Raw genomic sequence first — 24,377 nt, forward strand, 5'->3', positions numbered from 1 at the left:
CAGTATAGCGGCAGATGTCCCTGCGGCACAGGGGGAATAGTCCTCATAACGCCCTTTCATGGCATAATAGCCAAATATTTTTTACCGCAGTGAGTGTTCATGTCTTTTACCCTACGCCCCTACCAGCAGGAAGCGGTGGATGCCACCGTCAGCTATTTTCGCCGCTCCGCCGAGCCTGCGGTCATCGTGCTGCCGACCGGCGCGGGCAAAAGCCTGGTGATTGCCGAACTGGCCCGCGTGGCACGCGGCCGGGTGCTGGTGCTGGCTCACGTCAAAGAGCTGGTGGCGCAGAATCACGGGAAATATCAGGCGTATGGACTGGAGGCGGATATCTTTGCCGCCGGGCTGCAGCGCAAAGAGAGCCGCGCAAAAGTGGTGTTCGGCAGCGTGCAGTCGGTGGCCCGTAACCTGGCGCAGTTTGACGACCGTTTTTCACTGCTGATCGTTGATGAGTGCCATCGCATCAGCGATGCCGACGACAGCCAGTATCAGCAGATCATCAACCAGCTGCGCCAGCGGAACCCGCAGCTGCGGCTGCTTGGCCTCACCGCCACGCCCTACCGGCTGGGCAAAGGCTGGATCTATCAGTTTCACTATCACGGTATGGTGCGCGGCAGCGAGCAGGCGATGTTTCGCGACTGCATCTATGAGCTTCCGCTGCGCTATATGATCAAGCACGGCTTCCTGGTGCCGCCCGAGCGGCTGGACATGCCGGTGGTGCAGTATGATTTCAGCCGCCTGCAGGCGCAGGAAAATGGCCTGTTCAGCGAGGCCGATCTCAACCGCGAGCTGAAACAGCAGCAGCGCATTACGCCGCATATTATTCAGCAGATCGTCGAGTTTGCCCGCGACCGTCAGGGGGTGATGATCTTCGCCGCCACCGTCGAGCACGCCCGGGAGGTTCTCGGCCTGCTGCCGGACAGCAAAGCGTTAATCAGCGCCGGAACGCCCGCCGCCGAACGCGACGCGTTGATTACCGCCTTTAAGGCCCGCGAGCTGCTGTATATGGTCAATGTTGCGGTACTGACCACCGGCTTTGACGCGCCCCACGTCGATCTGATTGCCATTCTGCGCCCGACCGAATCGGTCAGCCTTTACCAGCAGATTGTCGGCCGCGGGCTGCGCCTCAGTCCGGGGAAAAGCGACTGTCTGATCCTCGACTATGCCGGGAACCCCCACGATTTGTTTACGCCAGAAGTGGGGGCACCCAAAGGAAAAAGTGACAACAAGCCGGTGCAGGTGTTCTGTCCCGGCTGCGGCTTCGCCAACACCTTCTGGGGGAAAGCCACCGCCGACGGCACGATCGTTGAGCACTTTGGCCGCCGCTGCCAGGGCGTGCTGGAGGATGATGAAGGCAACCGCGAACAGTGTGACTACCGCTTCCGCTTCAAGAACTGCCCGCAGTGCAACGCCGAAAATGATATTGCCGCCCGCCGCTGCCGGGAATGCGACACCATCCTGGTCGATCCCGACGACATGCTGAAAGCGGCGCTTAAGCTGAAGGATGCGCTGGTGCTGCGCTGTGCGGCGATGGTGCTGGAGGCCGGCGCGGATGAGCACGGCGAGTGGATTAAGGCGCGCTACTTTGATGAAGAGGCCACCGAGGTGAGCGAGCGTTTCCGGCTGAAAAGCCCGGCACAGCGCACGGCTTTTGAGCAGCTGTTTTTGCGCCCGCACCAGCGCGCACCGGGCGTGCCGCTGGGCTGGAAAACGGCCCAGGATATCGTCACCCTCCAGCCGCTGCTGCGCCATCCTGATTTTGTTGTCGCCCGCAAACAGCGCCATTTCTGGCAGGTGCGGGAGAAAGTCTTTGATTACCAGGGACGTTTTCGTCGGGCTAATGAACTGCGGTGAGTTTATTACATTGCCCGCAGCGGCAAACAGGGCTATAATGCCGCCCGCTTTTGCTCTGCAAAGGCTGAACAATCCGCCTGCTGCTGGGTCGCCTGTAGCAGGAACAAAAACACAAGAGACTTTAAAATGTTCACTATCAATGTAGATGTACGTAAAGAGCAGGGTAAGGGTGCGAGCCGCCGCCTGCGTGTAGCTAACAAATTCCCAGCTATCATTTACGGTGGCAAAGAAGAAGCTATCGCTATCGAACTGGACCACGACTCCGTAATGAACATGCAGGCTAAGCCTGGTTTTTACGAAGAAGTGCTGACTCTGGTTGCCGATGGTAAAGAAATCAAAGTTAAAGTGCAGGCTGTTCAGCGTCACCCGTTCAAGCCAAAACTGCACCACATCGACTTCGTTCGCGCTTAATCGCACGTTCGTAACTGATGTAAAAGAAACGCCGCATTTGCGGCGTTTTTTTTATGCTGAATTCGGGCAGGCCTGAATCAGGCCCACCCCATGTGACTACTTACCGCTGGTGCGGCGCTGCAGCTGATCGCGCAGATTGGGCGGCGTGCCCTTGATGGTCAGCGTATCTGTGGTCGGATCCCAGAAGATACGTTCGCCTAACAGCATGGCGTCAAAGTTCAGGGTTAAGCCGCCGCCGCTGCCGGCAAACTTGGTCAGCTGACGCAGAGTGCTGCGATCGGCCGGGAAGCTCTCCTCCAGCTCGTAGCCCTGCTCGGTGGTAAACGCCTGGAAGGTTTTCTCACCCAGCGGCGCCAGCTCTTCCGACAGCCCCTGCAGTTCAATCTCCTCGCCCGCCTGCAGCTGCTCGTTGCAATAGCTGTAAACCTGCTGACGGTAGTTCTGACGCTCGTTTTTATCGAGGCTGGCCTCCGCGCAGTAGTCATCCACCGCCTGCAGCAGCCCACGGTTTTGCGCTTTGGTATCCAGGCCGACGCTGGCACCGAGGAAATCCATAAAGAAGTCGGCCACTTTGCGCCCTACCCGGCCGCGCAGGAAGGTCAGATAACGGGTCGATTCCGGGTTGGTTTCCCACTCGGTCAAGTCGACGCGCGCCACGATATCGGCATGATTGATATCGAGGAACTGCGTGCTGCTGATATCCAGCTCTTCATTCACGCGCATACTGTTCTGGCTGCTCAGTACCGCAATCAGCAGGTAGTTCACCGCCAGGTAGCGGTAGTGGCCAAACAGCACCACGCCGCTTTCGGCAAACGGATATTTACCCAGTTCATCGCGCAGGCGGCCGGTGGCGGCACGGCTGAAAGCCAGGAAATCGTCCTCACCTTTGCGGCAGTTGCGCAGCGCATCGGCCAGTTCGCTCTCTTCATTGAACAGGCCATAGGCTTTACTTTTGGCGCTGTAAACGCGATGCAGCTCTTCCATCATGGCGGTGACCGCCGGGGTGGACGGCAGCAGCGAATCGCGCAGAACCAGATCCAGCGTCTGTTCATCACGTTTGATCAGCTGGTGAAGGGCAATCTGGTCGATATCCAGACTCATGGTAAACTCTCCTTTGGGCACAGGCGCGTATTCAATCACCGAGTGCTCTTTCGATCAACCAATCAGCAACAACATTAACCTGATGCTGACGATAAAAAAGCAGAAAAAAACCTGCTGTTACGTTAAAATGGCGCCTTTTAAATCTCAGTAAAATAGACGCTATGGCACAATCATCCCGATACAGTAACGAACGCGTGGAAAAAATCCTCGCAGAAATGGTCCAGGTTCTGGAGAAAAACCAGACCCCAACCGATCTTTCCCTGATGGTTTTAGGGAATATGGTGACCAACCTGCTTAATACCAGCGTTGCCCCCGCGCAGCGCCAGACCATGGCTCGTTCGTTTGCCGAAGCGCTTCAGGCGTCGGTACGCGATGATAAAGCCCACTGATGAGACGACTCTGATCCCGTTATGGTAACAAATCGGCAGCGCTACCGTGAAAAAGTCTCCCAGATGATAAGCTGGGGGCACTGGTTCGCCCTGTTTAACATCATTTTCGCGTTCATTCTGGGTAGCCGCTACCTGTTTGTTTCAGACTGGCCAACGTCGCTGGCCGGTCGGATTTATGCGTTCAGTAGCTGGATCGGACACTTCAGTTTCCTGGTTTTTGCCGCCTATCTGCTGATCGTTTTCCCACTGACCTTCGTGGTGATGTCGCAGCGGCTGCTGCGCTTTCTGTCGGCGATTATTGCCACCGCGGGCCTGACGCTGATTCTGGTTGATGGGGCCGTTTTTGAACGGTTCCACCTGCACCTGAACCCGGTGGTCTGGGAGCTGGTGATTAACCCCGATCAGAGCGAACTGGCGCGCGACTGGCAGCTGATGTTTATCAGCGTGCCGGTTATCTTCCTCGTGGAGATGCTGTTTGCCACCTGGAGCTGGCAGAAGCTGCGCAGCCTGAACCGACGCAGCTTTGGCAAACCGCTGGCGGCCCTGTTTATCAGCGCCTTCTTCGCCAGCCATCTGTTGTATATCTGGGCGGATGCCAACTTCTATCGCCCGATTACCATGCAGCGTTCGAACCTGCCGCTTTCTTATCCGATGACGGCGCGCCGCTTCCTGGAAAAATATGGCCTGCTGGACGCCCAGGAATACCAGCGCCGCCTGGTGCAGCAGGGTAATCCTGAAGCGCTGTCGGTGGCCTATCCGCTGAGTGACATTACCGTCAGCGACGCGGGTACACGTAACAATCTGCTGGTGATTACCGTGGACGGGCTGAATGAAGCCACCATGCCTAAACTGCTGCCGAACCTGACGCGCTTTGGCGAAAGCAACGTGCGCTTCAGCCAGCACTTCAGCTCGGGCGGGACGGACGATACCGGCCTGTTTGGCCTGTTTTACGGGATTTCACCCAGCTATATGGACGGCGTTCTGTCATCGCGCATCGCCTCAACGCTGGTGGGTACGCTGGGCCAGCAGGGCTATCAGTTCGGCCTGTTCGCCAGCGACGGCTTTAACTCACCGCTGTATCGCCAGGCGCTGCTGTCTGATTTTTCGCTGCCGGAAGCCCGCGCGCAGAGCAACGATCAGACCACCAGCCAGTGGCAGAACTGGCTGAACGGGCATAAAAACGATCGCAGCCCGTGGTTCTCCTATCTGTCGTTAACCACGACGGATGCCAGCGGTGAAGAGGGATCTGATAAGCAGCGTCTGCGTCGTTACAGCCGCGCCGCCGCCAATGTCGATCGGCAGATACAGAGCGTACTGACCACGCTGGAGCAGAAAGGCCTGTTGAAAAACACCGTGGTGGTGATCACCGCGCAGCACGGCGTGGTGCTGGAAGGCGATGATAATCCCGGCAATCGCGCGGCGTTACAGGTGCCGATGATCGTTCACTGGCCGGAAACGCCCGCACAAACGGTGAATAAACTGACCGACCATCAGGACATTATGGCCACCCTGATGCAGCGTCTCCTGCACGTGAATACGCCGCTGGCTGACTACTCTCAGGGTGAAGATTTGTTCTCGTCTAAGCGCCGCCATAACTGGGTAGCCAGCAGTATCAGCCATCACCGCCTGGTCATCACGACCGCCGATGAGACGCTGCTGCTGGATAACAACGGCAGCTATACGGCATGGAATTCGCAGGGCGAGGAACTGAAAAACCACAAGCCGCAGCTGGCGCTGCTGCTTCAGGTGCTGACCGACGAAAAACGATTTATTGCTAATTGACTGTATAAATATAACGCAGTCAAGACGTTAGCTACTTGCATTCGAAGGCCAGTTCAGTAAACTATGCTGCAAATATCGGCACGTAGCGCAGCTTGGTAGCGCACGGTCATGGGGTGTCCGGGGTCGGAGGTTCAAATCCTCTCGTGCCGACCAAATACCTTAAAAAAACCAGCCTCTTACGGCTGGTTTTTTTATGCCTGAATCACGCCCTGTATCTCATCGGCGAAAATACTTTGATAATTAAGCCTGTGTAATCGTTAAGTTTGAATGAAATCCGCTCTGTTTGTGAATGTAAAAAGCCTCTGTTAAAAGAGGCCTTTAGGGTACAGGTCAGCACATTGTCACTGACGCCGTCATCTTCTGGAAAAGAACACAAATATCCCATCGGTGATCTTGACCATACCGAACATGCTCAGAACGGTTATCACCAGATTAGAAAGCTCGCGTGGGGCAGCATAAAAGGTATTTTCAAATACCCCCGCCCCATTCAGCAAGGCCGCCACAATCAGGATGGATAGAAGTAATATTATGCCCCTGAATATTTTATTTTTCATTTTCTAATGTTTAGCTCCATCATTTTCATATTCCTTTATAAAAAAATTACATTTCAACCCCAACTAAAGGATACATCCATATAATTTAAACTTACAGGAAATTTAACGGAAAGCTAAATAATACAAAAACACATACACATCAATGATTTAACATAAAATAACCACAGAAAATCTAATTAAAAACTAAAGCGGTCAGTTTTTTGCTAAAAAAATTGAACACCATCACATTTACAGGCATTTGAATTAATAGACCGTGAAGTTTAAAAACCAATAAATCAATATCGCATTGTGAATTATCGCATCAGGAATTAGAATTTAATATCGAACTCAGGAACATCATAATAGGTCTTTGACGAAAACGATCGGGCTACTTATCTGTCGCCCCGATAATTGATAAAGCCCGCCCGCTAAGGCGGATTTTATCAACTCGAATCACGCCGACGCCCTCTCCACCAGCGCAGGCGGCACGATGATGTTCTGCACTTCCAGATTCTGGCCGCCGATGCGCAGCAGCAGGCGCCGCGCCGTGGCGTGGCCGATTTCACGGGCGGAGTTAGCAATTGAGGTTAGCGGGGGTTCGGTCAGTTCGGATTCGGGGGCGTCCTCCATCCCAATCAGGGCGATTTTTTGCTGGAAGAAACTGTCAACCGCCCCGCCGCCGACTTCAGCACCGGTACGCAGCACGCCAAAATACGCCCCCAGCGCGACGGAGGATTTATGGCAGACGATGGCGCTGATTTTGGGATAGTGAGAGAGCAGCGCCTCGGTGGCATCCGCCGCGCATTTTTGCTGGTAATCACATTCGATAATCCACTCGGTGCGGAACGGCAGACCGTACTGCAGCAGCGTGGCGCAAAAACCACCCAGGCGCTCGGCGCGGGTCAGTGAATTGCTAAGCCCCCCGAGATAGGCGATCTGCTTGTGTCCCTGCCGGATAAGGTATTCAGTGGCTATTTTTGCCGCCTGCATATTATCGGGGCGAACCACGTCAACCCCGTCAATGCCGCCGGAGCGGGTGGCGCAAATCAGCGGCACGCCCTGCTCTTCCGCTTTTTCCTTCAGGCCGCTCATCGAGCCTTCGCCGCCGGCAATGACAATGCCGTCTACGCCGTGGGTCAGCAGCGTATCGAAGCAGCGCATCAGCCCTTTCCCCGACGCCCCGCTTTGCAGCAGGAACAGCACCTTGCCCTGCGCTTCAAACATTTCGCTCAGGCCCGCGGTCATTTCGGCGTAAAACGGCTCGCAGATATCGCGGACAATCAGCCCGACCACGCCGGATTCCCCGCCGCGCAGCGTACTGGCCTGGCGATTACGCACAAAGCCCAGCTCATCGACGGCGCGGTTAACCCGCTCAGCCGTTGCCTGAGAAATCCGCCCCTTGCCGCCCAGCACCAGCGACACGGTGGTGACCGACACGCCAGCGTGGCGGGCTACATCAATAATGGTGATCTTTTTTTGGCTCATCGGACTTTATCGTTCATACCGGACTCCACGAAACGGCATCACTCCCGGCCGCCATTATACGTTCACGGATGCAAAAAATTAGCCTGGTCAGAGAGTTATATCTGACTAATCAATTTTAGTAAAACGTTAAACCCTTCTTAAACCCCATTATGACTGGATTGATCAAATAGTGTGAGATCCAACACGTATTAGTTTGGTAAAACGTTTTATCTTAGCCACCAGCAATACAGAGCCTAACAACACCATTCGGGGAGCGGGTATGCCTGCACATAAAAAACAACGTTTCACACTCTGGGAGTTCTTCCAGAGCCTGGGTAAAACTTTCATGCTGCCGGTCGCGCTGCTGTCGTTTTGCGGCATTATGCTGGGCATTGGCAGCTCGCTGAGCAGCCGCGATGTCATCACCCTGCTGCCGGTGCTGGGAAACCCGGTGCTGCAGCTGATTTTTGTCTGGATGAGCAAAGTCGGTTCGTTCGCCTTCAGCTTCCTGCCGGTGATGTTCGCCATTGCCATTCCGCTGGGGATGGCGCGTGAGAACAAAGGCGTGGCGGCTTTCTCCGGCTTCGTGGGGTTCACCGTGCTGAATCTGGCGGTCAACTTCTACCTGACCGCCAACGGTACGCTGCCGACCACCGATCCGGCGATTCTCAAGGCCAATAATATCCAGATGATACTGGGCATTCAGTCTATTGATACCGGCATTCTGGGCGCGGTGATCGTCGGTGTTATCGTCTACCGGCTGCATGAACGTTTTAACACCATCCGCCTGCCGGATGCGCTGGCGTTCTTTGGCGGTACCCGTTTCGTGCCGATTGTCACCACCGTGGTGCTGGGGCTGGTCGGCTTGTTGATCCCGCTGATCTGGCCTTTCTTCGCCGCCGGGATTAACGGCCTTGGCCGCCTGATTCAGGGTGCGGGCGTATTTGGCCCGATGATTTTCGGTTCCGGCGAACGCTTCCTGCTCCCCTTCGGCCTGCAGCACATTCTGGTGGCGCTGATCCGCTTTACCGAAGCGGGCGGGACGCTGGATGTCTGCGGTCGCGAAGTCAGCGGCGCGCTGACCATCTTCCAGGCTCAGCTTTCCTGCCCGACCACGCACGGCTTCTCTGAAAGCGCCACCCAGTTCCTGTCGCAGGGTAAGATGCCGGCCTTCCTCGGTGGCCTGCCGGGTGCGGCACTGGCGATGTACCACTGCGCTAAACCGGAAAACCGTCATAAAATTAAAGGCCTGCTGATTTCCGGCGTGGTGGCCTGCGTGGTCGGTGGCACCACCGAACCGATCGAATTCCTGTTCCTGTTCGTCGCACCTGCGCTGTACGTGATCCACGCATTCCTGACCGGTCTGGGCTTCACCATTATGTCGGTACTGGGCGTGACCATCGGCAATACGGACGGTAATATCATTGACTTCGTGGTCTTCGGTATCCTGCACGGTACCGCCACCAAGTGGTATCTGGTGCCGGTTGTTGCGGCCATCTGGTTCGCGGGTTACTACGCCATCTTCCGCTTCTCGATTACCCGCTTCAATATTAAAACCCCGGGCCGCGAATCGGACAGCCTGCCGGCCGCGGCCGCCGTAACGTCCTCCAGTAAATCGGGCTATAACGTACCGGCGATACTGACTGCGTTAGGCGGCGCGGGGAACATCGTTTCACTGGATAACTGCATTACCCGCCTGCGCCTGTCGGTGGCGGATATGACTCTGGTGGACGATGCCACGCTGAAGGCTAACCGGGCGATTGGCGTGGTGCATCTGAATGAACACAACCTGCAGGTGGTGATTGGCCCGCAGGTGCAGTCGGTGAAAGACGAGCTGGATGCACTGATCCGCGCGGCGGCCCGCCCTGCGGCAGCGGAACCCCTCGCCGTATCGTAAAACCTTCGACGGGCGACTGCGGTCGCCCTTTTCTGCTTTATACAGGGAGTGAAGCGCATGCCTTTTGATTTCTCCACCGTCACCGACCGCCACGGCACCTGGTGCACCCAGTGGGATTACGTCGCCGATCGCTTCGGCAGCGCCGATCTGTTGCCGTTCACCATCTCGGATATGGACTTCCCCACCGCGCCGTGCATTCTGGAGGCACTGCAGCAGCGCCTGCAGCACGGCGTGCTGGGCTACAGCCGCTGGCAGCATGACGACTTTCTCGGCGCGATTGCCCACTGGTTTCAGCAACGCTTTCACAGCCGTATCGATGCCGAAACGGTGGTCTACGGCCCTTCGGTGATCTACATGGTGGCCCAGCTGATCCGCCTGTGGAGCCAGCCCGGCGACGGCGTGGTGACCTTCACCCCGGCCTATGACGCGTTTTATAAGACGGTGAACGGCAATCAGCGCCGCCTGCTGCCCTGCCCGCTTGTCAAACAGGGCAACGACTGGATCATGGATGCTCCCCTGCTGGAAAGCCTGCTGAAACAGCCCACCTGCTCGGTGCTGCTGCTGTGCAGCCCGCACAATCCTACCGGCAAAGTCTGGACGCGGCCGGAACTTGCGCTGATCGCTGAGCTGTGCGAACGTCACAACGTCCGGGTGATAAGCGATGAAATCCATATGGATATGGTCTGGGGTGACAACCGGCATACGCCGTGGAACGAGGTGGCGCGCAGCGACTGGGCGCTGCTGACCTCCGGATCCAAGAGCTTCAATATTCCCGCTTTGACCGGGGCTTACGGTCTGATCGCCAGTAAAACGTCTCGCGATGCCTATCTGCATCAGCTGAAAGCCTGCGACGGACTCTCTTCCCCGGCGGTACTGGCCGTTCATGCCCATGTGGCAGCCTATCGCGCCGGCGGGCCCTGGCTTGATGCCCTGCGTGACTATCTGCAGGATAATCTGCGCTACGTGGCCGATCGGCTGAATCACGCCTTCCCGCAGCTGGACTGGCAGCCACCGCAGTCAACCTATCTGGCGTGGATCGATCTGCGCCCGCTGGGCATTGACGATCGCCTGCTGCAAAACGAACTGATCGAACATCAGAAGGTCGCGATTATGCCCGGCTATACCTATGGTTCAGAGGGCAATGGTTTCCTGCGGCTGAATGTCGGCTGCCCGAAGTCGAAAGTCGAGGCCGGGGTGGAAAAATTAATCGCTGGCCTTGAGGCGCTAATACGGCACCGTTCGGGAAACCCGCGCGGGCTGCGCGGGGGGATTACGGACGCCTGAGAGCTAAGGCGAAAGAGCGATGCCAGACGTCATCAGCCGCGCCCGCCGGCTGAATTACAGCACGTTGCAAAATTTTGCAGGTTACATCGCATATTGTCAGCAACCCGTTTGAGTGCAACAAAACTGTCACACAAATATCATACGCTGTGGATACACTTTTCATCGCACTGTGTACAACAGGATGACTAACATGCCGACAGTAAAAGCGACAAATTTCAAAGATGCAGAAGAACTGCTTCATTCGGGGATCCACAAAGTAGAACTGGCCTACGACATCGGCAGCGATGACTTTTTCCGTCTCGCCAGCCACTGGTGCACCCGTGGTGCCAAAATCTCCAAGGGTAACGAGCATTTTGTCGTATCGATAAAAAATCTCGCCATCCCACCGAACCACTGAGTCTGTCCGTTCGGTTTTGATATCTGGCCACTAACCTGTTTAAATTACGTATCATCTTTCAACCGGTTAGTGGCTATGTCTTCAGTAAAGCTGCCTGTAGTGCCTCCGTTCATTCACCGTTCTGTTCTCAGCCCACTCGCCGCTTATCCCGATATCCTGCTGCTTGATGTCCATTTTGACGCCGCGTATTTCAATAACTCCCTGTTCGACACGCTGAGCATCCCTGTCCCCGTCAGACTGCAAAATGCGGTGAACAAGCGCCGGGCGGAATATCTCGCCAGCCGCTACTGTCTGCAACAGGCAATGAGCACGCTGGGCGTTGAGCAGTTTATTCTGCATAACGACGAAGAACGCGCTCCGCTGTGGCCTGCGGGAATTCGCGGCTCGCTCTCCCACACCTGTCAGCGCATCTGCGCGCTGCTCACCCACCGCCGTGAGGTGTTGCCGGGCATCGACTGCGAGCAGATAATGACGGAGAAACACGCGTCGGAGTTGGCGCATCTGATTGTTAATGCGGCCGAGAAGGCGCTAATTGAACAGACTGAGCTGCCTTTTCACTGCGCGCTGACGGTGGTTTTTTCGGCGAAGGAGAGCCTGTATAAGGCGATATGGCCCGAACTGCGGCGTTTTATGGATTTCAGCGCGGCGGAGGTGGTCGGCTGGGATACAAACAACAGGCTAACGCTGCGGCTGGCCGGGACCTTTTCTGCGGAGTTTTATGCCGGAAGAGAGTTTACTGCGGAAGTTAAGCTACAGCCCGATACGGTTTTAACCTGGGTTATCGGGCTGCAGGCGTCATCTGCATAGCTTAGTTACCGTCGCGCGGGCTGCGGTCGCTCAGCGGCGGCAGATTGTGCAGGTCCACCCCATACAGTTCCACCATCGGGATCATCGCTTCAACCACCCGGCAGCTGTCCAGCGTTGCCATTCCGGCAGGTACCTGGAAAAAGCGGGTAAAATGCAGCCATATACCTTTCATAAATCGCTCCTCTGCGTTGTGAAAGATTAGTAAACCTGACTTTATCCCCGCCGCAAAATATCCATTTCGCACAGCCTTTGCCAGCCGCCGGTAATAGCCGCTTATCCCGCCTGATGAATGATATATGCCAGATTTGTTGTTTTACTCCCCCCGCAGCTCCCTTCAATAATTGCCAGCAACTGAAGCTCATTAAGGATTAATCATGGCTTATCAATTGAGCCTGCTGGACAAAAGTCCGGTAGCAGAGGGTGAAACCCCTTCCCAGGCGCTGGCACGGACGTTGCTGCTGGCGCAAAAAGCCGAAGAGTGGGGCTTTCAGCGTTTCTGGCTGGCCGAACACCACAATACCCAGGCGCTCGCCAGCCCGTCACCGGAAGTGCTGATTGCCTGGATCCTGGCCCATACCCGCCATCTGCGCGTCGGTTCCGGCGGCGTGATGCTTCAGCACTACAGCCCTTATAAAGTGGCGGAAAACTTCAACCTGCTGGCCTCTCTGGCACCGGGCCGCGTCGACCTTGGCGTGGGTAAAGCGCCGGGCGGACTGCCGCTGTCCACCCGCGCACTGCAGCACGGCATTAACGCCGAAGCGAAAGGCGATTTCGCCAGCCAGCTGCGGGCGCTGGACGGCTGGCTGAACGCCGCCGCCGGTCACACCGAAACGGAAGACACGCTGCTGGCGACGCCGGTCCCTGCTCGCCCGGCTCAGCGTTTTCTGCTGGGCGCCAGCGAAGGCAGCGCGCAGCTGGCCGCCGAGCTGAACTGGCAGTTCGTGTTTGCCGCGCACCTGAACGGTAACCGTCAGGAGCTGGAGCAGGCGTTAGCCACCTACCGTCGCCTGAGCGGCGGTCAGTCGGCGCTGGTGGCGGTACAGGTGATTGTGGCCGAGTCGGCAGCAGACGCCGATCTGCTGGCCGCCGATCTGCAGCACTACCGCGTGCATGTGGAAAACGGCCAGAGCGTGACCGTTGGAACTATTGCCCAGGCGGAAGCCTTTATCCGCCAGGCCAACGCCACCCATTACCGCATTGAACCGCGTGAAGCGGCAGTGATTAAAGGCACGGCCGCACAGGTTCACGACGAACTGGAAACGCTACATCAGCAGTACGGCATTGACGAGTTTGTTATCGATACGCCGGTCAGCAGCGGCGCGGCGCGGGTGAAATCGCTGGAACTACTGGCCAGCCATCGCCTGGTCGCCGCCTGAGGAGCACACACAATGAGTCAGAATCTCGGACAACAGTTAATCGCCTGGCGACGTGAACTGCATCAGTTCCCCGAGCTGTCGAACGAAGAATTTGCCACCACGGAACGTATTCAGGGCTGGCTGCGCAGCGCGGGCATCGAGCCACAGCCCTACGGGCTGAACACCGGCGTAGTCGCCGAAATCGGTCAGGGCGACGCGCTGATTGCGCTGCGTGCCGACATCGATGCCCTGCCGATCGACGAGATCGCGCCGGTTGAATTTCGCTCACAGAATCCCGGCGTGATGCACGCCTGCGGTCACGATGTGCATACTTCGGTGATGCTGGGTGCGGCCCTGCTGCTGAAAGCGCGTGAGAAGACGCTGCCCGGCCGGGTGCGGCTGCTGTTTCAGCCGGCGGAAGAGCGCTTTGGCGGCGCAAAAACGCTGATTAAAGCCGGTGCGCTGGACAATGTCAGCGCCATTTTCGGCATGCACAACGCCCCGGAGCTGCCGGTCGGCACCTTCGCCACGCGCGGCGGACCGTTCTATGCCAACGTTGACCGCTTTGATTTTGAAGTCACCGGGAAAGGCGCACACGCTGCCCGTCCGCAGGAAGGGATTGACGCGATTGTGATTGCCAGCCAGATCGTGACCGCGCTGCAAACGCTGGTCAGCCGCAGCTACAGCCCGCTGGAATCGGTGGTGGTCAGCGTAACCCGCATTGAGGGTGGCAATACCTGGAACGTGCTGCCGCAGACCGTGGTGCTGGAAGGCACGGTGCGTACCCACAACGCCGCCATTCGCGAGTCATTACCGCAGCGCTTCCAGCAGCTGATTAGCAACATCGCTGAAGGCTTCGGCGCAACCGCAAAGCTGAACTGGCATGCCGGTCCTCCGGCGCTGGTGAATACCGATCGCTGGGCAGAATTCAGTAAAGGGGTCGCGGCGGAATCGGGTTACACCGTCCAGCACGCTGACCTGCAAATGGGCGGGGAGGATTTCGCATTCTACCTGCACAACACCCCCGGCACCTTCGTCAGTATCGGCAGCGCCAGCGAATTTGGCCTGCATCATCCCGGGTTTAAGCCGGATGAAAGCCTGATCGAACCGGCCGCCCGTTATTTCAGCCAGCTGGCAGAAGCCGCGCTGCGTGAAATTAGTTAGCCACAGCAAACCGCGTTTCCACCTGCACATTCAAATAATAAGAGTAAACATTATGCTTAAAACCTCATTACTGTCAGGACTGTTCGTTGCCACTGCCCTGTTAACCAGCGGAGCCTGGGCTGAAACCGTCACCGTTAACGGCACCGGCATCAGCGTGGAAGCCAACGCCGCACCGATTCATGCGCCGGTGAATCCTGAAGCCGTGGCGCAGATCCCCAAAGATCACCGCTTCGCCGTGCCGGGTAAATTTACCGTTGCCGTGGCCGCGCTGAACTCCCCGCCGCTGACGCTGTTCTCCGACGACAACAAAACCCTGCAGGGCAGCGAAGTGGACATCGCACGCCTGGTGGCCGACAGCCTCGGGCTGGAGCTGAACGTGGTACCGACCTCCTGGGAGGACTGGCCGCTGGGCGTCAGCTCGGGCAAATACGACGCGGCGATCACCAACGTCACGGTCACCAAAGAGCGCAAAGAGAAGTTTGATTTCGCCACCTACCGTCAGGATTCGCTGGGCTTTTACGTCAAGTCCACCAGCAAAATCACCTCGCTGAAAAAAGCGGAAGATATTGCCGGCCTGCGCATTATCGTCGGCTCCGGCACCAACCAGGAAGCGATCCTGCTGGCCTGGGATGAAGCCAATCAGAAAAAAGGCCTTAAGCCGTTTACTCCAATCTACGTGAAAGATGACGCCGCGCAGACACTGTCCCTGCAGTCGGGCCGTGCGGATGCCTATTTTGGTCCAAACGTGATCGGCGCATGGAAAGCCGCGCTGACAGGCCAGACTAAACTGGTGGGCAGCGTTGACGGCGGCTGGCCGAAGGCGGCACACATCGCGGTTACGCTGAAGAAAGGCAATGGCCTGGTGACGCCGGTAAATACCGCGCTGAACGGCGTGATTAAAAGCGGCGAATACGACAAAGTGCTGAACCGCTGGGGCGAAGGCATTGAACGCCTGGATCGCTCAGAGATCAACCCGCCGGGTCTGGGCGACTAAGGAGTTGGTGATGAGCCAAGCACAGTTCCGCCAGCTGTCACCGGAAGCCCCGGAGCTGGCACCGATTATCGAAGGTCTGTTCGGTGAATACAGCGCACGCTACGGCGATTTCTTCGCCCGCGATGCGGAAGTTGAGCTGACCGAGTGGTATCTGCCGCCGCGGGGTACGTTTGTGGTGCTGGAGCGCGACGGTGAGATTATTGCCATGGGCGCCTACAAGGCGCTCGATGCGGAAACCGCCGAGCTGAAACGCATCTGGACGCGCAGCGATCTGCGCCGCCAGGGGCTGGCACTCCAGGTGCTGGTGGAACTGGAGCGGCGCGCCGGGCTGGCGGGGTATCAGGGGGTGTTTCTCACCACCGGTTTCCGCCAACCGGAGGCGGTGAGGCTCTATCTTTCCCACGGCTATCAGCCGCAGTTTGATATCACCCGCAATCCGGAAGAGTACAGCCTGCCGCCGCACGATGGTCGCCTGCGCTTCCGCAAAACCCTGAATCAGCGGGTTACCGCAGGAGCCGCGCATGAAACTGAATGAAACGGAAACCCTGCGCGTGGTCCCCGCGCGCTACCCGCTCAGAGTGCTGGGCGGGTTTATCGCCCTGTTTGTGCTGGCGGTGGTGATTCAGTCGGTGGCCTTTAATCCACGCTGGGAGTGGAAGGTCTTCGCCCACTGGTTCTTCCACCCGGCCATTCTTAGCGGACTGGGCCAGACCCTGCTGCTGACGCTGATCGCCACCGTGCTCAGCATCGTCTTCGGCGGCCTGCTGGCGCTGGCGCGCCTTTCGCCCTCGTGGCTGCTTTCCGGACTGGCCTTCGGCTATATCTGGCTGTTCCGCTCGCTGCCGCTGATCGTGGTGCTGATTATTCTTTATAATTTCTCCTACCTGTACGACACGCTGTCGATAGGTATTCCGTTTACCCCGCTCACCTTCGCTGAATACCAGACCATTGACGTACTCGGCCAGTTCAGCACCGCCGTGATTGGCCTGACGCTGGTGCAGTCGGCCTACACCGCCGAAATTATTCGCGGCGGCATCCTGGGCGTCGATCAGGGGCAGTTTGAAGCCGCCGCCGCGCTGGGCCTGCCCGGCTCGCGCCGCACGCTGCGCATTATCCTGCCGCAGGCGCTGCGCTCGATTATCCCGACCGGCTTCAACGAAATCATCAGCCTCGCCAAAGGCACCGCGATGGTGTACGTGCTGGCGATGCCCGAGCTGTTTTACACCATTCAGATGGTCTACAACCGCACGCAGCAGGTTATCCCGCTGCTGATGGTGGCCGCCGTCTGGTATCTGCTGATCACCACCGTGCTGTCGATTCTTCAGCATTACGTTGAGCGCTGGCTGGCCCGCAGTGCCACCCGTGAATCTTCGAGTCCGCGTCCACGCTGGCGCCTGCGCCGCCAGACTGCGGCGATCACCCCGCTAAGGAGCTAACGATGTCAGAAGCCCTCGATCTGCACAGCCACGCGGTGCGCGGCCATATTTCAATTACTCAGGTCAGTAAAAGCTTTGGCCGCTTCAAGGCGCTGGATAACGTGTCGCTGGAGCTGCCGCCGGGTTCGGTGACGGTGATCCTCGGCCCTTCCGGCTCCGGAAAATCTACCCTGTTGCGGGCCATTAACCACCTGGAACGCGTCGACGAAGGCTTTATCCGCATTGATGGCGACTACATTGGCTATCGCCGTAAAGGTGACCGGCTGTATGAACTCAAAGAGAAAGCGATCCTCAAGCAGCGTACCGAAGTGGGCTACGTTTTCCAGAACTTCAATCTGTTCCCGCATCTGACGGTGCTGGAAAACATTATTGAAGCGCCGATCGTGCATAAACGCTTAACCCGGCAGCAGGCGATTGCCCGCGCCGGTGAGCTGCTGGACGCGGTGGGGCTGCGCCACAAGGCGGACGCCTGGCCGCGCCATCTTTCCGGCGGCCAGCAGCAGCGCATCGCCATCGCCCGCGCGCTGGCGCTCGACCCTCGGGTTATTCTGTTTGATGAACCGACCTCGGCACTGGATCCGGAGCTGGTTGGCGAAGTGCTGGACACCATTAAAAAGCTCGCTCGTTCCGGCACCACGCTGGTGGTTGTTACCCACGAGATCGGCTTCGCCCGCGAAGTGGCAGATAATGTGGTGTTTATGGTGGACGGTAAAATCGTTGAACAGGGCAGCGCTCACCAGGTGCTGAATAATCCCCAGCATCCGCGCACCAGCCGCTTCCTCGCCAAAGTTCTGTAACGCCCTCCTCTCTCTGACGCATAAAAAAACGGCTTATCATGATGATAAGCCGTTGCAACCATTTGGTAAGACGACGAGAAAGTTCAGGGAAGTTAACGGCGGTACTCAACCGTCACAGACAGCTTACCCCTCTACTAAGCCGTTGACTAATAACAATAGTAGCTGAAGTTATGCAAAGTCCTTTTGCCTCTTAACCTGCGGTATCGGTGCGTTTGACCGCGTCCAGCGTGGCCATATCGCGCTCTGCGCCGGTCAGCTCACTGAGATGCCCCTGACGCATTTCCAGCAGGCGATCCGCATGCAGGAAATAGTGGTCATCATGGCTGATAGCAAAGACGGTTTTGCCCATGCCCTGCAGCCACGGCAGCAGCTCGCGGTAGAAAATACGACGGAAATGTGGGTCCTGATCCGCCGCCCATTCGTCGAGCAGCAGGATGTCGCGCTGTTCGGCGGTCGCCAGCAACAGCGCCAGGCGCTTGCTCTGCCCTTTCGACAGCTTCAGATTCAGTATGCGGTTGCCGTCCAGCTGGATTTTATCCTGCATCTGCAACCGCTCCAGCCACGCCTGCACCCGCTCAGGGTCGGCCGGCTGGCCGCTGTCATCGATCAGGCGGTCAAACAGATGCACATCGGTGAATACCGCCGAGAACAGCTGCCGGTACTCGTCCATCGACTCGGGCTGAATCACCCTGCCGTCAAGCAGGATCTCGCCGGATACCGGCTGATACAGCCCGGTCAGCAGCATCGCCAGCGTGGATTTTCCGCTGCCGTTGCCGCCGATCAGAAACACCAGTTCGCCACGGTTAAGGACCATGTTAACCGGCCCGACGCTGAATCCGTTATCGCCGTAGTGGAACACCAGGTTGCGCAGCTCCAGCGTCTGCCACGCCCTTTTGCCGCGCTGCGCCGGGAATTCAGCCTGATAGTCGGCCAGTTTGAAGGTGTTGAGTTTGTTAAACGCCACCTGCGCAGTCAGCAGCGTCGGCAGTGCGCCAACGGCAGAGAGCATCGGCGTGCGCAGGAACAGCAGCGTCAGCGAATAGGTGGCGGCCACGGCGGTATCCGCCCAGCCCAGGCTGTTTGCCAGATAGAATGCCAGCCCGATTGCGCCGAGCATCATAATGTTCGACCAGTTAACGGCGCTGAGGTGGTAGGTATCGGCACGCACGATGTGATGGCGATAGGTGCGGGCATCCTCACCGTAGACGTGGTCAAAAATCTGCTGCGCGCGCTGGCGGTTCAGCGCCAGCTCTTTGCGGCCTTCGATAATGGTCTGGAAGTCGGCATACAGGCGCTCTTCGGTATTGCGCAGCACTTCCAGATGGCGATAGACGCGTGACACCAGCAGCCAGCCGCCAACGATGGTGATCGCCACCCAGACGGCGGTGACGACCAGCATTTTAGGTGACAGCCAGCCGAGATAGGCCGCCGATCCCACGGTTAAAATAATCCCCTGGATAAGCTCCGGCAGGCGCACGAAGGCAATGGTGATATTGCGCACGTCGCTGGTCAGCGCCGCCAGCAGCTGGGCATTACCAATCTGCTCGATGCGCTCAACGCGGGTATCCAGAATGCGGCGGATAAATTCCCCGCGCAGACGATAGACAAAATGGTGGCCCAGCAGGGTCAGCGCCAGCTGGGAACCCAGCGTGACCGCCATCAGCAGCAGAAGCAGGCCGAGAAACTGCGGCAGCACCATCAGCGAGGAGTTGAGGGTAACGATCAGTTCGCGGTTGATAAAGGCGATCAGGCCAATACCCAGCACCGCGCTGAGCAGGCTAAGCAGGATCACCCCGATAAACGGCCAGCGATACTGCTTATAGACGACGTGAAGCAACTCCATGAAAACATCCCGGCAGGTAAAAAACAGCTAGCAGTTTAATGAGATGACGGGCGATATCAATACTAATTCTCATTATCACCGTATAGCTGCCGGCTTATCCGCTTTCAGTGCGCGCGCCGGAAGGTCAGGTTAAAGCGAAAGGCACCGGCCTGAGGATGGATGCCGGGTTTCAGCGGCAAAATGCCATGATAGCGCAGCCGTGAAGGCCCGCCCCAGACCACGACATCGCCGTGCTCCAGCAGCACTCGCGTGGTGGCGTCGCCGCGCTCAAAACCGCCGAACTGGAAGACCGCAGGCAGCCCGAGTGAGACGGAGACGATCGGCTGGCGAAGGTCACGCTCGTCCTTATCCTGATGCAGGGTCAGTTTGGCGCCAGGCTCATAGCGGTTAAGCAGGCAGGCATCGGGATTGAAATGTGGGAAACCGGCCTCGGCCGCACAGCTGACGGCAAGCTGGCGGAACAGCCCCGGCATCGGCGGCCAGCGGGATCCTGCGGCGTTATCCTGCTCGCTGTACTGATAGCCACGCGAGTCGGTGGTCCAGCCCAGATCCCCGCAGTTGGTCATCGCCACCGACATACGGTGGCCGCCGGGCGTGATGCGGTGCTGAAACGGATTCTGTGCCGCGATCTGTGCCACCTGTTCAAGCAGCGCGTCGGCCTCACCAAGCGCGCGGCGGCGCAGGATCACCGCGCCGTCGGCCAGCGGTTCGCTCCAGGGTTCCTCTTCCGCAAACAGATCGAGCATAGCGACTCCTCAGGGTTTATTGCTGCCGGTATCAGTCTGTATAAAAGCCGAAAACTGCGGTGACATCCAGCTGGCAAAGCCGTCTCCCTGCTTATAGATCAGATAGACCGCCAGCTTATCACGCAGCGCCAGCGCTTTGGCCTTCTCTTCGCCCAGCACCATCAGACCGGTATCCCAGCCGTCGGCCTCCAGCGCCGTAGTGGCAATCACCGTGGCCGAAACCAGTCGGTGCTGGATCGGCTGACCGGTGACCGGGTCGATGACGTGAGAGATGCGCTTGCCGTCCAGTTCATAATAGTTGCGATAGCTGCCGGAGGTGCTGATGCCATGCCCCTGTAAATCGACAATGGCCTGCACCGCATTTTCGCGATCGGTCGGTTTCTGAATCGCCACCTGCCAGGCTTTGCCCTGCGCATTGTGCCCACGCGTCAGCACCGCACCGCCGACCGACACCAGATAGTTGTTGATGCCCTCTTTTTCCATCAGCCGGGCCAGGTTGTCGGTAGCGAAGCCTTCGCCGACGGTTGAGAGGTCGACGTACAGCTCGGGCAGGTCCTTTTGCAGATACGCTTGCCCGGCGCGATTAATCACCTGCAGATGCTGCAATCCGGTCAGCGCGCGAGCGGCATCGATCTGCTGGATGCTCGGGGTGCTGGCAGGCTGTTTATCGGGGCCGAATCCCCACAGATTGACCAGTGGACCGATGGTGATATCCATCGCCCCGCCGGTCTGATGGCCAATTCTTAACGCCAGGGTGATGATATCGGCCATATTGTTGCTGACCGGCTGCGGGTCGCTGCCGCGATACTGATTAAAATGGGAAAGGACAGAATCGTTTTTCCAGGTTGAAAGCTCATGGTCATCATTATTGAGCTGCTGCTGGATGGCGTTTTGCAACGCCTCGCGGCGCGAGCCGTCCACGCCTGCCAGGCTGACGCGCCACACGGTGCCCATCGTTTTCCCCTCCAGCACCATCGCGTCGCGCTGCGCGGGAGTTTTAGGGTTGTCGCAGGCTACCAGCAGAAATACTGCCGCCAGGCTGATGAGGTGTCGCCAGTTCGCTTTCATTATCTCTCTAACCTTTTTGCTGCTGTTTCGGCCTGAGCTGTGCGCTGTGCCGATTTTTATCTGCTTCAGGAAATTTGTGGCAATGATTATCTTTGCCGGCTGCCGTAATGACAAGCGATGCCGGTGTGGCGATTCAGGGAAGGTTTAGAAATCGGGGGTGTTAACGGAGGTAATTGTTGTGACTTCGTTGATCGCGATGACTGCAACGATGGTGATATCTGGGCCGACTGGGAGCACTGAGATCTACGAGAACGGATCGGCAGCGACGGGAATTTTCACCGGATCGTTTGCAAAGTGAGGTGCTGGCGCTGGCGGGTTGTGCCCCCGGGCAGGCTGGTCCTCGCGCCGCTTTGCGGTTCCTTCACTTCGCTCGTCAGCCACACGGACCGGTACAGACGCGCGTCCTGCGCGGCTGTACCTTTCGCCTGCGTCCTTGCAGGCGAATCCTGGCTTCCTCTCTGCGTTCAGCGCTGTGGATGGCCCGCCCGGGGCACAACCCGCCTGCTTTCTAACTTCTGCGTTGCCTGACAAGTGAATCCGGGGTTCCTCTGCGTTCAGCGCTGTGGGCCGCCCCAAGACTGGTGCACAATCCGCCAGCTTTTCGACTTCGGCGTTGCCTGAAAAGTGTATCCGGGTTTCCTCTCCGTTTAACGCTGTGGATGGCCCCTGGTCGGGATCAGCCCGTTCGCTCAGCAAAGTTGTGTCGCCTGTTAACAAAGGCACAGGTGCATGTGGGTGAAAGCGATGACCAGGGTTAGGGAGGCCCGACCTCTGCGGCTGCCGGGCAATCCGCAGCGCTGAGGTGGAGGATTCTGGGCCGGAGAGACCCGCATGGACGCGGGTATCAGGCGCGGCGTGGGCAGGACGCCCGCTCCGTGCCGGTCCGAAAGACCAGAAGCCGGAAACGAAGGCATCATGCGCAGCATGACGCGAGAACCGCCCGGCAGCCGCAGAGGTCGGGCCTGGCTCGCCATCCCTTAGCAACATGTTACGGTTTAATACAGGCACGTTCCGGAAAGGATGAGGTGAAGTGAAGATTATCCAGCCGCGGCTGATAAAAAAGCCGCAATCTTAAAAAGATCGCGGCTCTGTGACTCTCAACTCCCGGGCATCAGGATATCGCGCAGCCCGATGACGGCAGCAAGACTTAGAACTGGTAAACCAGACCGACTGCCACTACGTTATCGGTGTTGATGCCGGCAGCGTCGGTGAATTCGTTACTGTCCAGCAGGTTGATCTGGTAATCAACGTAGGTAGACATGTTTTTGTTGAAGTAGTAAGTCGTACCCACATCAATGTAACGTTTCAGGTTCTGAGAACCGTAACCTTCAATCTGCTTACCGCGTGAACTAACGAAGGCCAGTGATGGACGCAGGCCGAAATCAAACTGATACTGTGCAACCAGTTCCCAGTTATCTGCCTGGTTGGCGTAACCGTAAGCGCTGGAGTCAATGCTGCCAAAACGGGTCGCGTTGTACGCACGGCTGTACATAGCGGCCAGGTAAATGTTGTTAGCGTCATATTTCAGACCGCCTGAGTATGCGGTCGCGTGGTCACCGTGACCCAGCGCTGCGCTGTTGTTCTGCTCGTCAGTACGGTCAGAAGAGAACATGGCGGCACCGATACCAAAACCTTCACCGATGTCATAGGTGGTTGACAGACCGAAGCCATCACCGTTCTGGCCCAGAACATCGCGACCGTTGTTGCTTTCTTCCGGGCTGCCGTTTTTGCCCTGATACTGGATAGCAAAGTTCAGGCCGTCAACCAGACCGAAGAAGTCATTGTTACGATAGGTCGCCAGGCCGCTTGAACGCTGGAACAGGAAGTTATCTGCACCGTAGGTATCGCCACCGAACTCAGGCAGAACGTCGGTCCATGCGCCGATATCGTACATCACACCGTAGTTACGACCGTAGTCCAGAGACCCCGCATCGCCAAATTTCAGACCCGCGAAACCAACACGCGTGTAGTTGTCAGCAGTTCCCTGAGACTCGGTGTTGTTCAGCGCAACCTGATATTCCCACTCACCGTAACCGGTCAGCTGATCGGTCACCTGCGTTTCGCCCTTGAAGCCAAAGCGCAGGTAAGACTGGTCACCGTCGGTGCCGTTGTCGTCTGAGAAGTAGTGCAGACCGTCAACTTTACCGAACAGATCCAGTTTGTTGCCGTCTTTGTTGTAGATTTCAGCTGCGCCAGCGGTACCGGCTACCAGCAGGGCTGGAATCATCAGCGAAAGAACGCGAAGTTTCATGTAATTACCCTCTCATTATATTTTATGTTATTTGCCACTGCGTACTGAATGTCTCAATTCAGCGTTGAAAGTCATATTAAGGAACTGAGGGCAATAATCCATTGAGAAAATGATACCAATTACAATAATGTGTTTCAGAACAGTTCGCAAATATTTCAAAATATGAACTCCACGGAACTTTTCAAGGGCACTAATTGGTAACTTATATAGCATCAATAATCAAAAAATAAATTAACCTATATATATCAGTGAATTGAGTTGTAAATTATGCGCACTGAATGATAAATAATGCCACTCAGCAAAAGCTATAATAATTACGCTATCATCATTTAATTTCATTATTATCTTCATTCACCCCGAATGATTTGTGTCACCCCAAATATTTCCGCCGGACCTTAATGGTCCGGTTTTTTTTGCGCCTAATAAACATGTCAATTTAAGTAAAGTTAATTCACGCCAAAAAGAAAAGGCATGGCCTCTTCTTTGCCGCTGACGGGGAAATTACCGCCCCTGATACAGGATTATTGACGGGAATAATCACGCAGAAAAATGCGGGTTTTATTTCATCCCCTCCGGTGACTATTAAAGAGCGTGACGACAGCCGTCATTGTTTTCTCCTCATCCCCATCCCGGCTAAGAACCAGACCAGGACCAGGACTCCTCTGGAAAAATATGCATACCCGATGATTCCGATTCACAGCGGTTCTCTTTCAGGCTATTAACTCTGCCTGATGGATGAAAGAGCCCTGACAAACCGTAAGGACAGGCGCACCGGGGCTGTGTTGCGCTTCTTTACTTTCGGTA

General features: G+C 57.1%; 21 protein-coding genes and 1 tRNA gene. 15 read left to right on the forward strand and 7 right to left on the reverse strand.

Annotated elements, in window-relative coordinates; translation table 11 throughout:
• The first annotated feature begins 99 nt into the window (after window positions 1-99).
• Window positions 100-1,854, forward strand: coding sequence for a DEAD/DEAH box helicase (locus PGH32_RS11160; RefSeq protein WP_337894062.1), 1,755 nt, complete (start codon window positions 100-102; stop codon window positions 1,852-1,854).
• A gap of 126 nt (window positions 1,855-1,980) precedes the next feature.
• Window positions 1,981-2,265, forward strand: a complete 285-nt coding sequence (gene rplY, locus PGH32_RS11165; protein WP_314420693.1) for a 50S ribosomal protein L25 — start codon at window positions 1,981-1,983, stop codon at window positions 2,263-2,265.
• A 96-nt stretch (window positions 2,266-2,361) separates the two neighbouring features.
• On the opposite strand, the gene yejK is transcribed toward rplY, so the two are convergent.
• Window positions 2,362-3,366, reverse strand: coding sequence for a nucleoid-associated protein YejK (yejK, locus tag PGH32_RS11170; RefSeq protein ID WP_337894063.1), 1,005 nt, complete (start codon window positions 3,364-3,366; stop codon window positions 2,362-2,364).
• A gap of 161 nt (window positions 3,367-3,527) precedes the next feature.
• On the opposite strand from yejK, the gene PGH32_RS11175 reads away from it, so the two are divergent.
• From PGH32_RS11175 to PGH32_RS11185, 3 genes are all read left to right on the forward strand, one after another.
• Window positions 3,528-3,755 carry a YejL family protein gene (locus PGH32_RS11175; protein WP_314420697.1) on the forward strand — a complete coding sequence of 76 codons (228 nt, stop codon included), beginning with the start codon at window positions 3,528-3,530 and terminating at the stop codon, window positions 3,753-3,755.
• A gap of 21 nt (window positions 3,756-3,776) precedes the next feature.
• Complete coding sequence (gene yejM / locus PGH32_RS11180; RefSeq protein ID WP_314420699.1) at window positions 3,777-5,537, forward strand: LPS biosynthesis-modulating metalloenzyme YejM; 1,761 nt, start codon at window positions 3,777-3,779, stop codon at window positions 5,535-5,537.
• 76 nt (window positions 5,538-5,613) lie between these two features.
• Window positions 5,614-5,690 (forward strand) — tRNA-Pro (locus PGH32_RS11185).
• Window positions 5,691-6,523: 833 nt separating this feature from the next.
• Here PGH32_RS11185 and malI read toward each other — a convergent pair.
• Window positions 6,524-7,555, reverse strand: a complete 1,032-nt coding sequence (gene malI / locus PGH32_RS11190; protein WP_314420702.1) for a Mal regulon transcriptional regulator MalI — start codon at window positions 7,553-7,555, stop codon at window positions 6,524-6,526.
• Between the two features lie 259 nt (window positions 7,556-7,814).
• Between malI and malX the strand changes: the two genes are divergently transcribed.
• The 4 genes from malX to PGH32_RS11210 all read left to right on the forward strand — a co-directional run bounded on the left by malX (window position 7,815) and on the right by PGH32_RS11210 (window position 11,919).
• On the forward strand, window positions 7,815-9,431 hold the full coding sequence (malX, locus tag PGH32_RS11195; protein WP_337894064.1) for a maltose/glucose-specific PTS transporter subunit IIBC: 1,617 nt from the start codon (window positions 7,815-7,817) through the stop codon (window positions 9,429-9,431).
• Window positions 9,432-9,488: 57 nt separating this feature from the next.
• Complete coding sequence (locus PGH32_RS11200; protein WP_337894065.1) at window positions 9,489-10,715, forward strand: MalY/PatB family protein; 1,227 nt, start codon at window positions 9,489-9,491, stop codon at window positions 10,713-10,715.
• 190 nt (window positions 10,716-10,905) lie between these two features.
• Window positions 10,906-11,112: a hypothetical protein gene (locus tag PGH32_RS11205; RefSeq protein WP_105591312.1), complete on the forward strand. Its 207-nt coding sequence runs from the start codon at window positions 10,906-10,908 to the stop codon at window positions 11,110-11,112.
• A gap of 75 nt (window positions 11,113-11,187) precedes the next feature.
• A complete protein-coding gene (locus tag PGH32_RS11210; protein ID WP_337894066.1) occupies window positions 11,188-11,919 on the forward strand; it encodes a 4'-phosphopantetheinyl transferase family protein in 732 nt (243 codons plus the stop codon).
• A gap of 1 nt (window position 11,920) precedes the next feature.
• On the opposite strand, the gene PGH32_RS11215 is transcribed toward PGH32_RS11210, so the two are convergent.
• Window positions 11,921-12,091, reverse strand: a complete 171-nt coding sequence (locus PGH32_RS11215; RefSeq protein ID WP_314420710.1) for a hypothetical protein — start codon at window positions 12,089-12,091, stop codon at window positions 11,921-11,923.
• Between the two features lie 202 nt (window positions 12,092-12,293).
• Here PGH32_RS11215 and PGH32_RS11220 point away from each other — a divergent pair, with 202 nt between their 5' ends.
• The 6 genes from PGH32_RS11220 to PGH32_RS11245 are packed head-to-tail and all read left to right on the forward strand — an operon-like array spanning window position 12,294 to window position 17,665.
• The gene (locus tag PGH32_RS11220; protein ID WP_314420711.1) at window positions 12,294-13,295 is read left to right on the forward strand and encodes an LLM class flavin-dependent oxidoreductase; all 1,002 of its coding nucleotides are present in this window, start codon (window positions 12,294-12,296) and stop codon (window positions 13,293-13,295) included.
• Window positions 13,296-13,307: 12 nt separating this feature from the next.
• Window positions 13,308-14,438 carry an amidohydrolase gene (locus PGH32_RS11225; RefSeq protein ID WP_337894067.1) on the forward strand — a complete coding sequence of 377 codons (1,131 nt, stop codon included), beginning with the start codon at window positions 13,308-13,310 and terminating at the stop codon, window positions 14,436-14,438.
• Window positions 14,439-14,490: 52 nt separating this feature from the next.
• The gene (locus tag PGH32_RS11230) at window positions 14,491-15,432 is read left to right on the forward strand and encodes an ABC transporter substrate-binding protein (protein WP_337894068.1); all 942 of its coding nucleotides are present in this window, start codon (window positions 14,491-14,493) and stop codon (window positions 15,430-15,432) included.
• Between the two features lie 10 nt (window positions 15,433-15,442).
• Window positions 15,443-15,967 (forward strand): GNAT family N-acetyltransferase, encoded by a 525-nt coding sequence (locus tag PGH32_RS11235; protein WP_314420716.1) that lies wholly within the window; start codon window positions 15,443-15,445, stop codon window positions 15,965-15,967.
• Window positions 15,954-16,868, forward strand: coding sequence for an amino acid ABC transporter permease (locus PGH32_RS11240; RefSeq protein WP_443112753.1), 915 nt, complete (start codon window positions 15,954-15,956; stop codon window positions 16,866-16,868). The genes PGH32_RS11235 and PGH32_RS11240 overlap by 14 nt, the downstream gene beginning before the upstream one ends.
• Before the next feature lie 2 nt (window positions 16,869-16,870).
• A complete protein-coding gene (locus tag PGH32_RS11245) occupies window positions 16,871-17,665 on the forward strand; it encodes an amino acid ABC transporter ATP-binding protein (RefSeq protein ID WP_314420718.1) in 795 nt (264 codons plus the stop codon).
• A 190-nt stretch (window positions 17,666-17,855) separates the two neighbouring features.
• Here PGH32_RS11245 and PGH32_RS11250 read toward each other — a convergent pair whose 3' ends face one another.
• The 4 genes from PGH32_RS11250 to ompC all read right to left on the reverse strand — a co-directional run bounded on the left by PGH32_RS11250 (window position 17,856) and on the right by ompC (window position 23,573).
• On the reverse strand, window positions 17,856-19,508 hold the full coding sequence (locus PGH32_RS11250) for a multidrug ABC transporter permease/ATP-binding protein (RefSeq protein WP_314420719.1): 1,653 nt from the start codon (window positions 19,506-19,508) through the stop codon (window positions 17,856-17,858).
• A 104-nt stretch (window positions 19,509-19,612) separates the two neighbouring features.
• Window positions 19,613-20,254 (reverse strand): DNA oxidative demethylase AlkB, encoded by a 642-nt coding sequence (alkB, locus tag PGH32_RS11255; protein WP_314420720.1) that lies wholly within the window; start codon window positions 20,252-20,254, stop codon window positions 19,613-19,615.
• A gap of 9 nt (window positions 20,255-20,263) precedes the next feature.
• Complete coding sequence (gene apbE, locus PGH32_RS11260) at window positions 20,264-21,322, reverse strand: FAD:protein FMN transferase ApbE (RefSeq protein WP_314420722.1); 1,059 nt, start codon at window positions 21,320-21,322, stop codon at window positions 20,264-20,266.
• Between the two features lie 1,147 nt (window positions 21,323-22,469).
• Window positions 22,470-23,573 (reverse strand): porin OmpC, encoded by a 1,104-nt coding sequence (gene ompC, locus PGH32_RS11265; protein ID WP_314420724.1) that lies wholly within the window; start codon window positions 23,571-23,573, stop codon window positions 22,470-22,472.
• Between the last annotated feature and the right edge of the window lie 804 nt (window positions 23,574-24,377).

This window comes from Erwinia sp. SLM-02 (genome assembly GCF_037450285.1).
GTDB lineage: Bacteria > Pseudomonadota > Gammaproteobacteria > Enterobacterales > Enterobacteriaceae > Erwinia.

What these genes read in the sequence shown, in the direction of transcription:
- PGH32_RS11205 (WP_105591312.1), top strand. Translation starts at nt 10,906, where the DNA reads ATGCCGACAGTAAAAGCGACAAATTTCAAAGATGCAGAAGAACTGCTT.
- PGH32_RS11210 (WP_337894066.1), top strand. Translation starts at nt 11,188, where the DNA reads ATGTCTTCAGTAAAGCTGCCTGTAGTGCCTCCGTTCATTCACCGTTCT.
- malI (WP_314420702.1), bottom strand. Translation starts at nt 7,555, where the DNA reads ATGAGCCAAAAAAAGATCACCATTATTGATGTAGCCCGCCACGCTGGC.
- yejK (WP_337894063.1), bottom strand. Translation starts at nt 3,366, where the DNA reads ATGAGTCTGGATATCGACCAGATTGCCCTTCACCAGCTGATCAAACGT.
- PGH32_RS11240 (WP_443112753.1), top strand. Translation starts at nt 15,954, where the DNA reads ATGAAACTGAATGAAACGGAAACCCTGCGCGTGGTCCCCGCGCGCTAC.
- PGH32_RS11225 (WP_337894067.1), top strand. Translation starts at nt 13,308, where the DNA reads ATGAGTCAGAATCTCGGACAACAGTTAATCGCCTGGCGACGTGAACTG.
- PGH32_RS11250 (WP_314420719.1), bottom strand. Translation starts at nt 19,508, where the DNA reads ATGGAGTTGCTTCACGTCGTCTATAAGCAGTATCGCTGGCCGTTTATC.
- malX (WP_337894064.1), top strand. Translation starts at nt 7,815, where the DNA reads ATGCCTGCACATAAAAAACAACGTTTCACACTCTGGGAGTTCTTCCAG.
- rplY (WP_314420693.1), top strand. Translation starts at nt 1,981, where the DNA reads ATGTTCACTATCAATGTAGATGTACGTAAAGAGCAGGGTAAGGGTGCG.
- yejM (WP_314420699.1), top strand. Translation starts at nt 3,777, where the DNA reads ATGGTAACAAATCGGCAGCGCTACCGTGAAAAAGTCTCCCAGATGATA.
- PGH32_RS11160 (WP_337894062.1), top strand. Translation starts at nt 100, where the DNA reads ATGTCTTTTACCCTACGCCCCTACCAGCAGGAAGCGGTGGATGCCACC.
- PGH32_RS11220 (WP_314420711.1), top strand. Translation starts at nt 12,294, where the DNA reads ATGGCTTATCAATTGAGCCTGCTGGACAAAAGTCCGGTAGCAGAGGGT.
- apbE (WP_314420722.1), bottom strand. Translation starts at nt 21,322, where the DNA reads ATGAAAGCGAACTGGCGACACCTCATCAGCCTGGCGGCAGTATTTCTG.
- PGH32_RS11235 (WP_314420716.1), top strand. Translation starts at nt 15,443, where the DNA reads ATGAGCCAAGCACAGTTCCGCCAGCTGTCACCGGAAGCCCCGGAGCTG.
- alkB (WP_314420720.1), bottom strand. Translation starts at nt 20,254, where the DNA reads ATGCTCGATCTGTTTGCGGAAGAGGAACCCTGGAGCGAACCGCTGGCC.
- PGH32_RS11200 (WP_337894065.1), top strand. Translation starts at nt 9,489, where the DNA reads ATGCCTTTTGATTTCTCCACCGTCACCGACCGCCACGGCACCTGGTGC.
- ompC (WP_314420724.1), bottom strand. Translation starts at nt 23,573, where the DNA reads ATGAAACTTCGCGTTCTTTCGCTGATGATTCCAGCCCTGCTGGTAGCC.
- PGH32_RS11245 (WP_314420718.1), top strand. Translation starts at nt 16,871, where the DNA reads ATGTCAGAAGCCCTCGATCTGCACAGCCACGCGGTGCGCGGCCATATT.
- PGH32_RS11215 (WP_314420710.1), bottom strand. Translation starts at nt 12,091, where the DNA reads ATGAAAGGTATATGGCTGCATTTTACCCGCTTTTTCCAGGTACCTGCC.
- PGH32_RS11175 (WP_314420697.1), top strand. Translation starts at nt 3,528, where the DNA reads ATGGCACAATCATCCCGATACAGTAACGAACGCGTGGAAAAAATCCTC.
- PGH32_RS11230 (WP_337894068.1), top strand. Translation starts at nt 14,491, where the DNA reads ATGCTTAAAACCTCATTACTGTCAGGACTGTTCGTTGCCACTGCCCTG.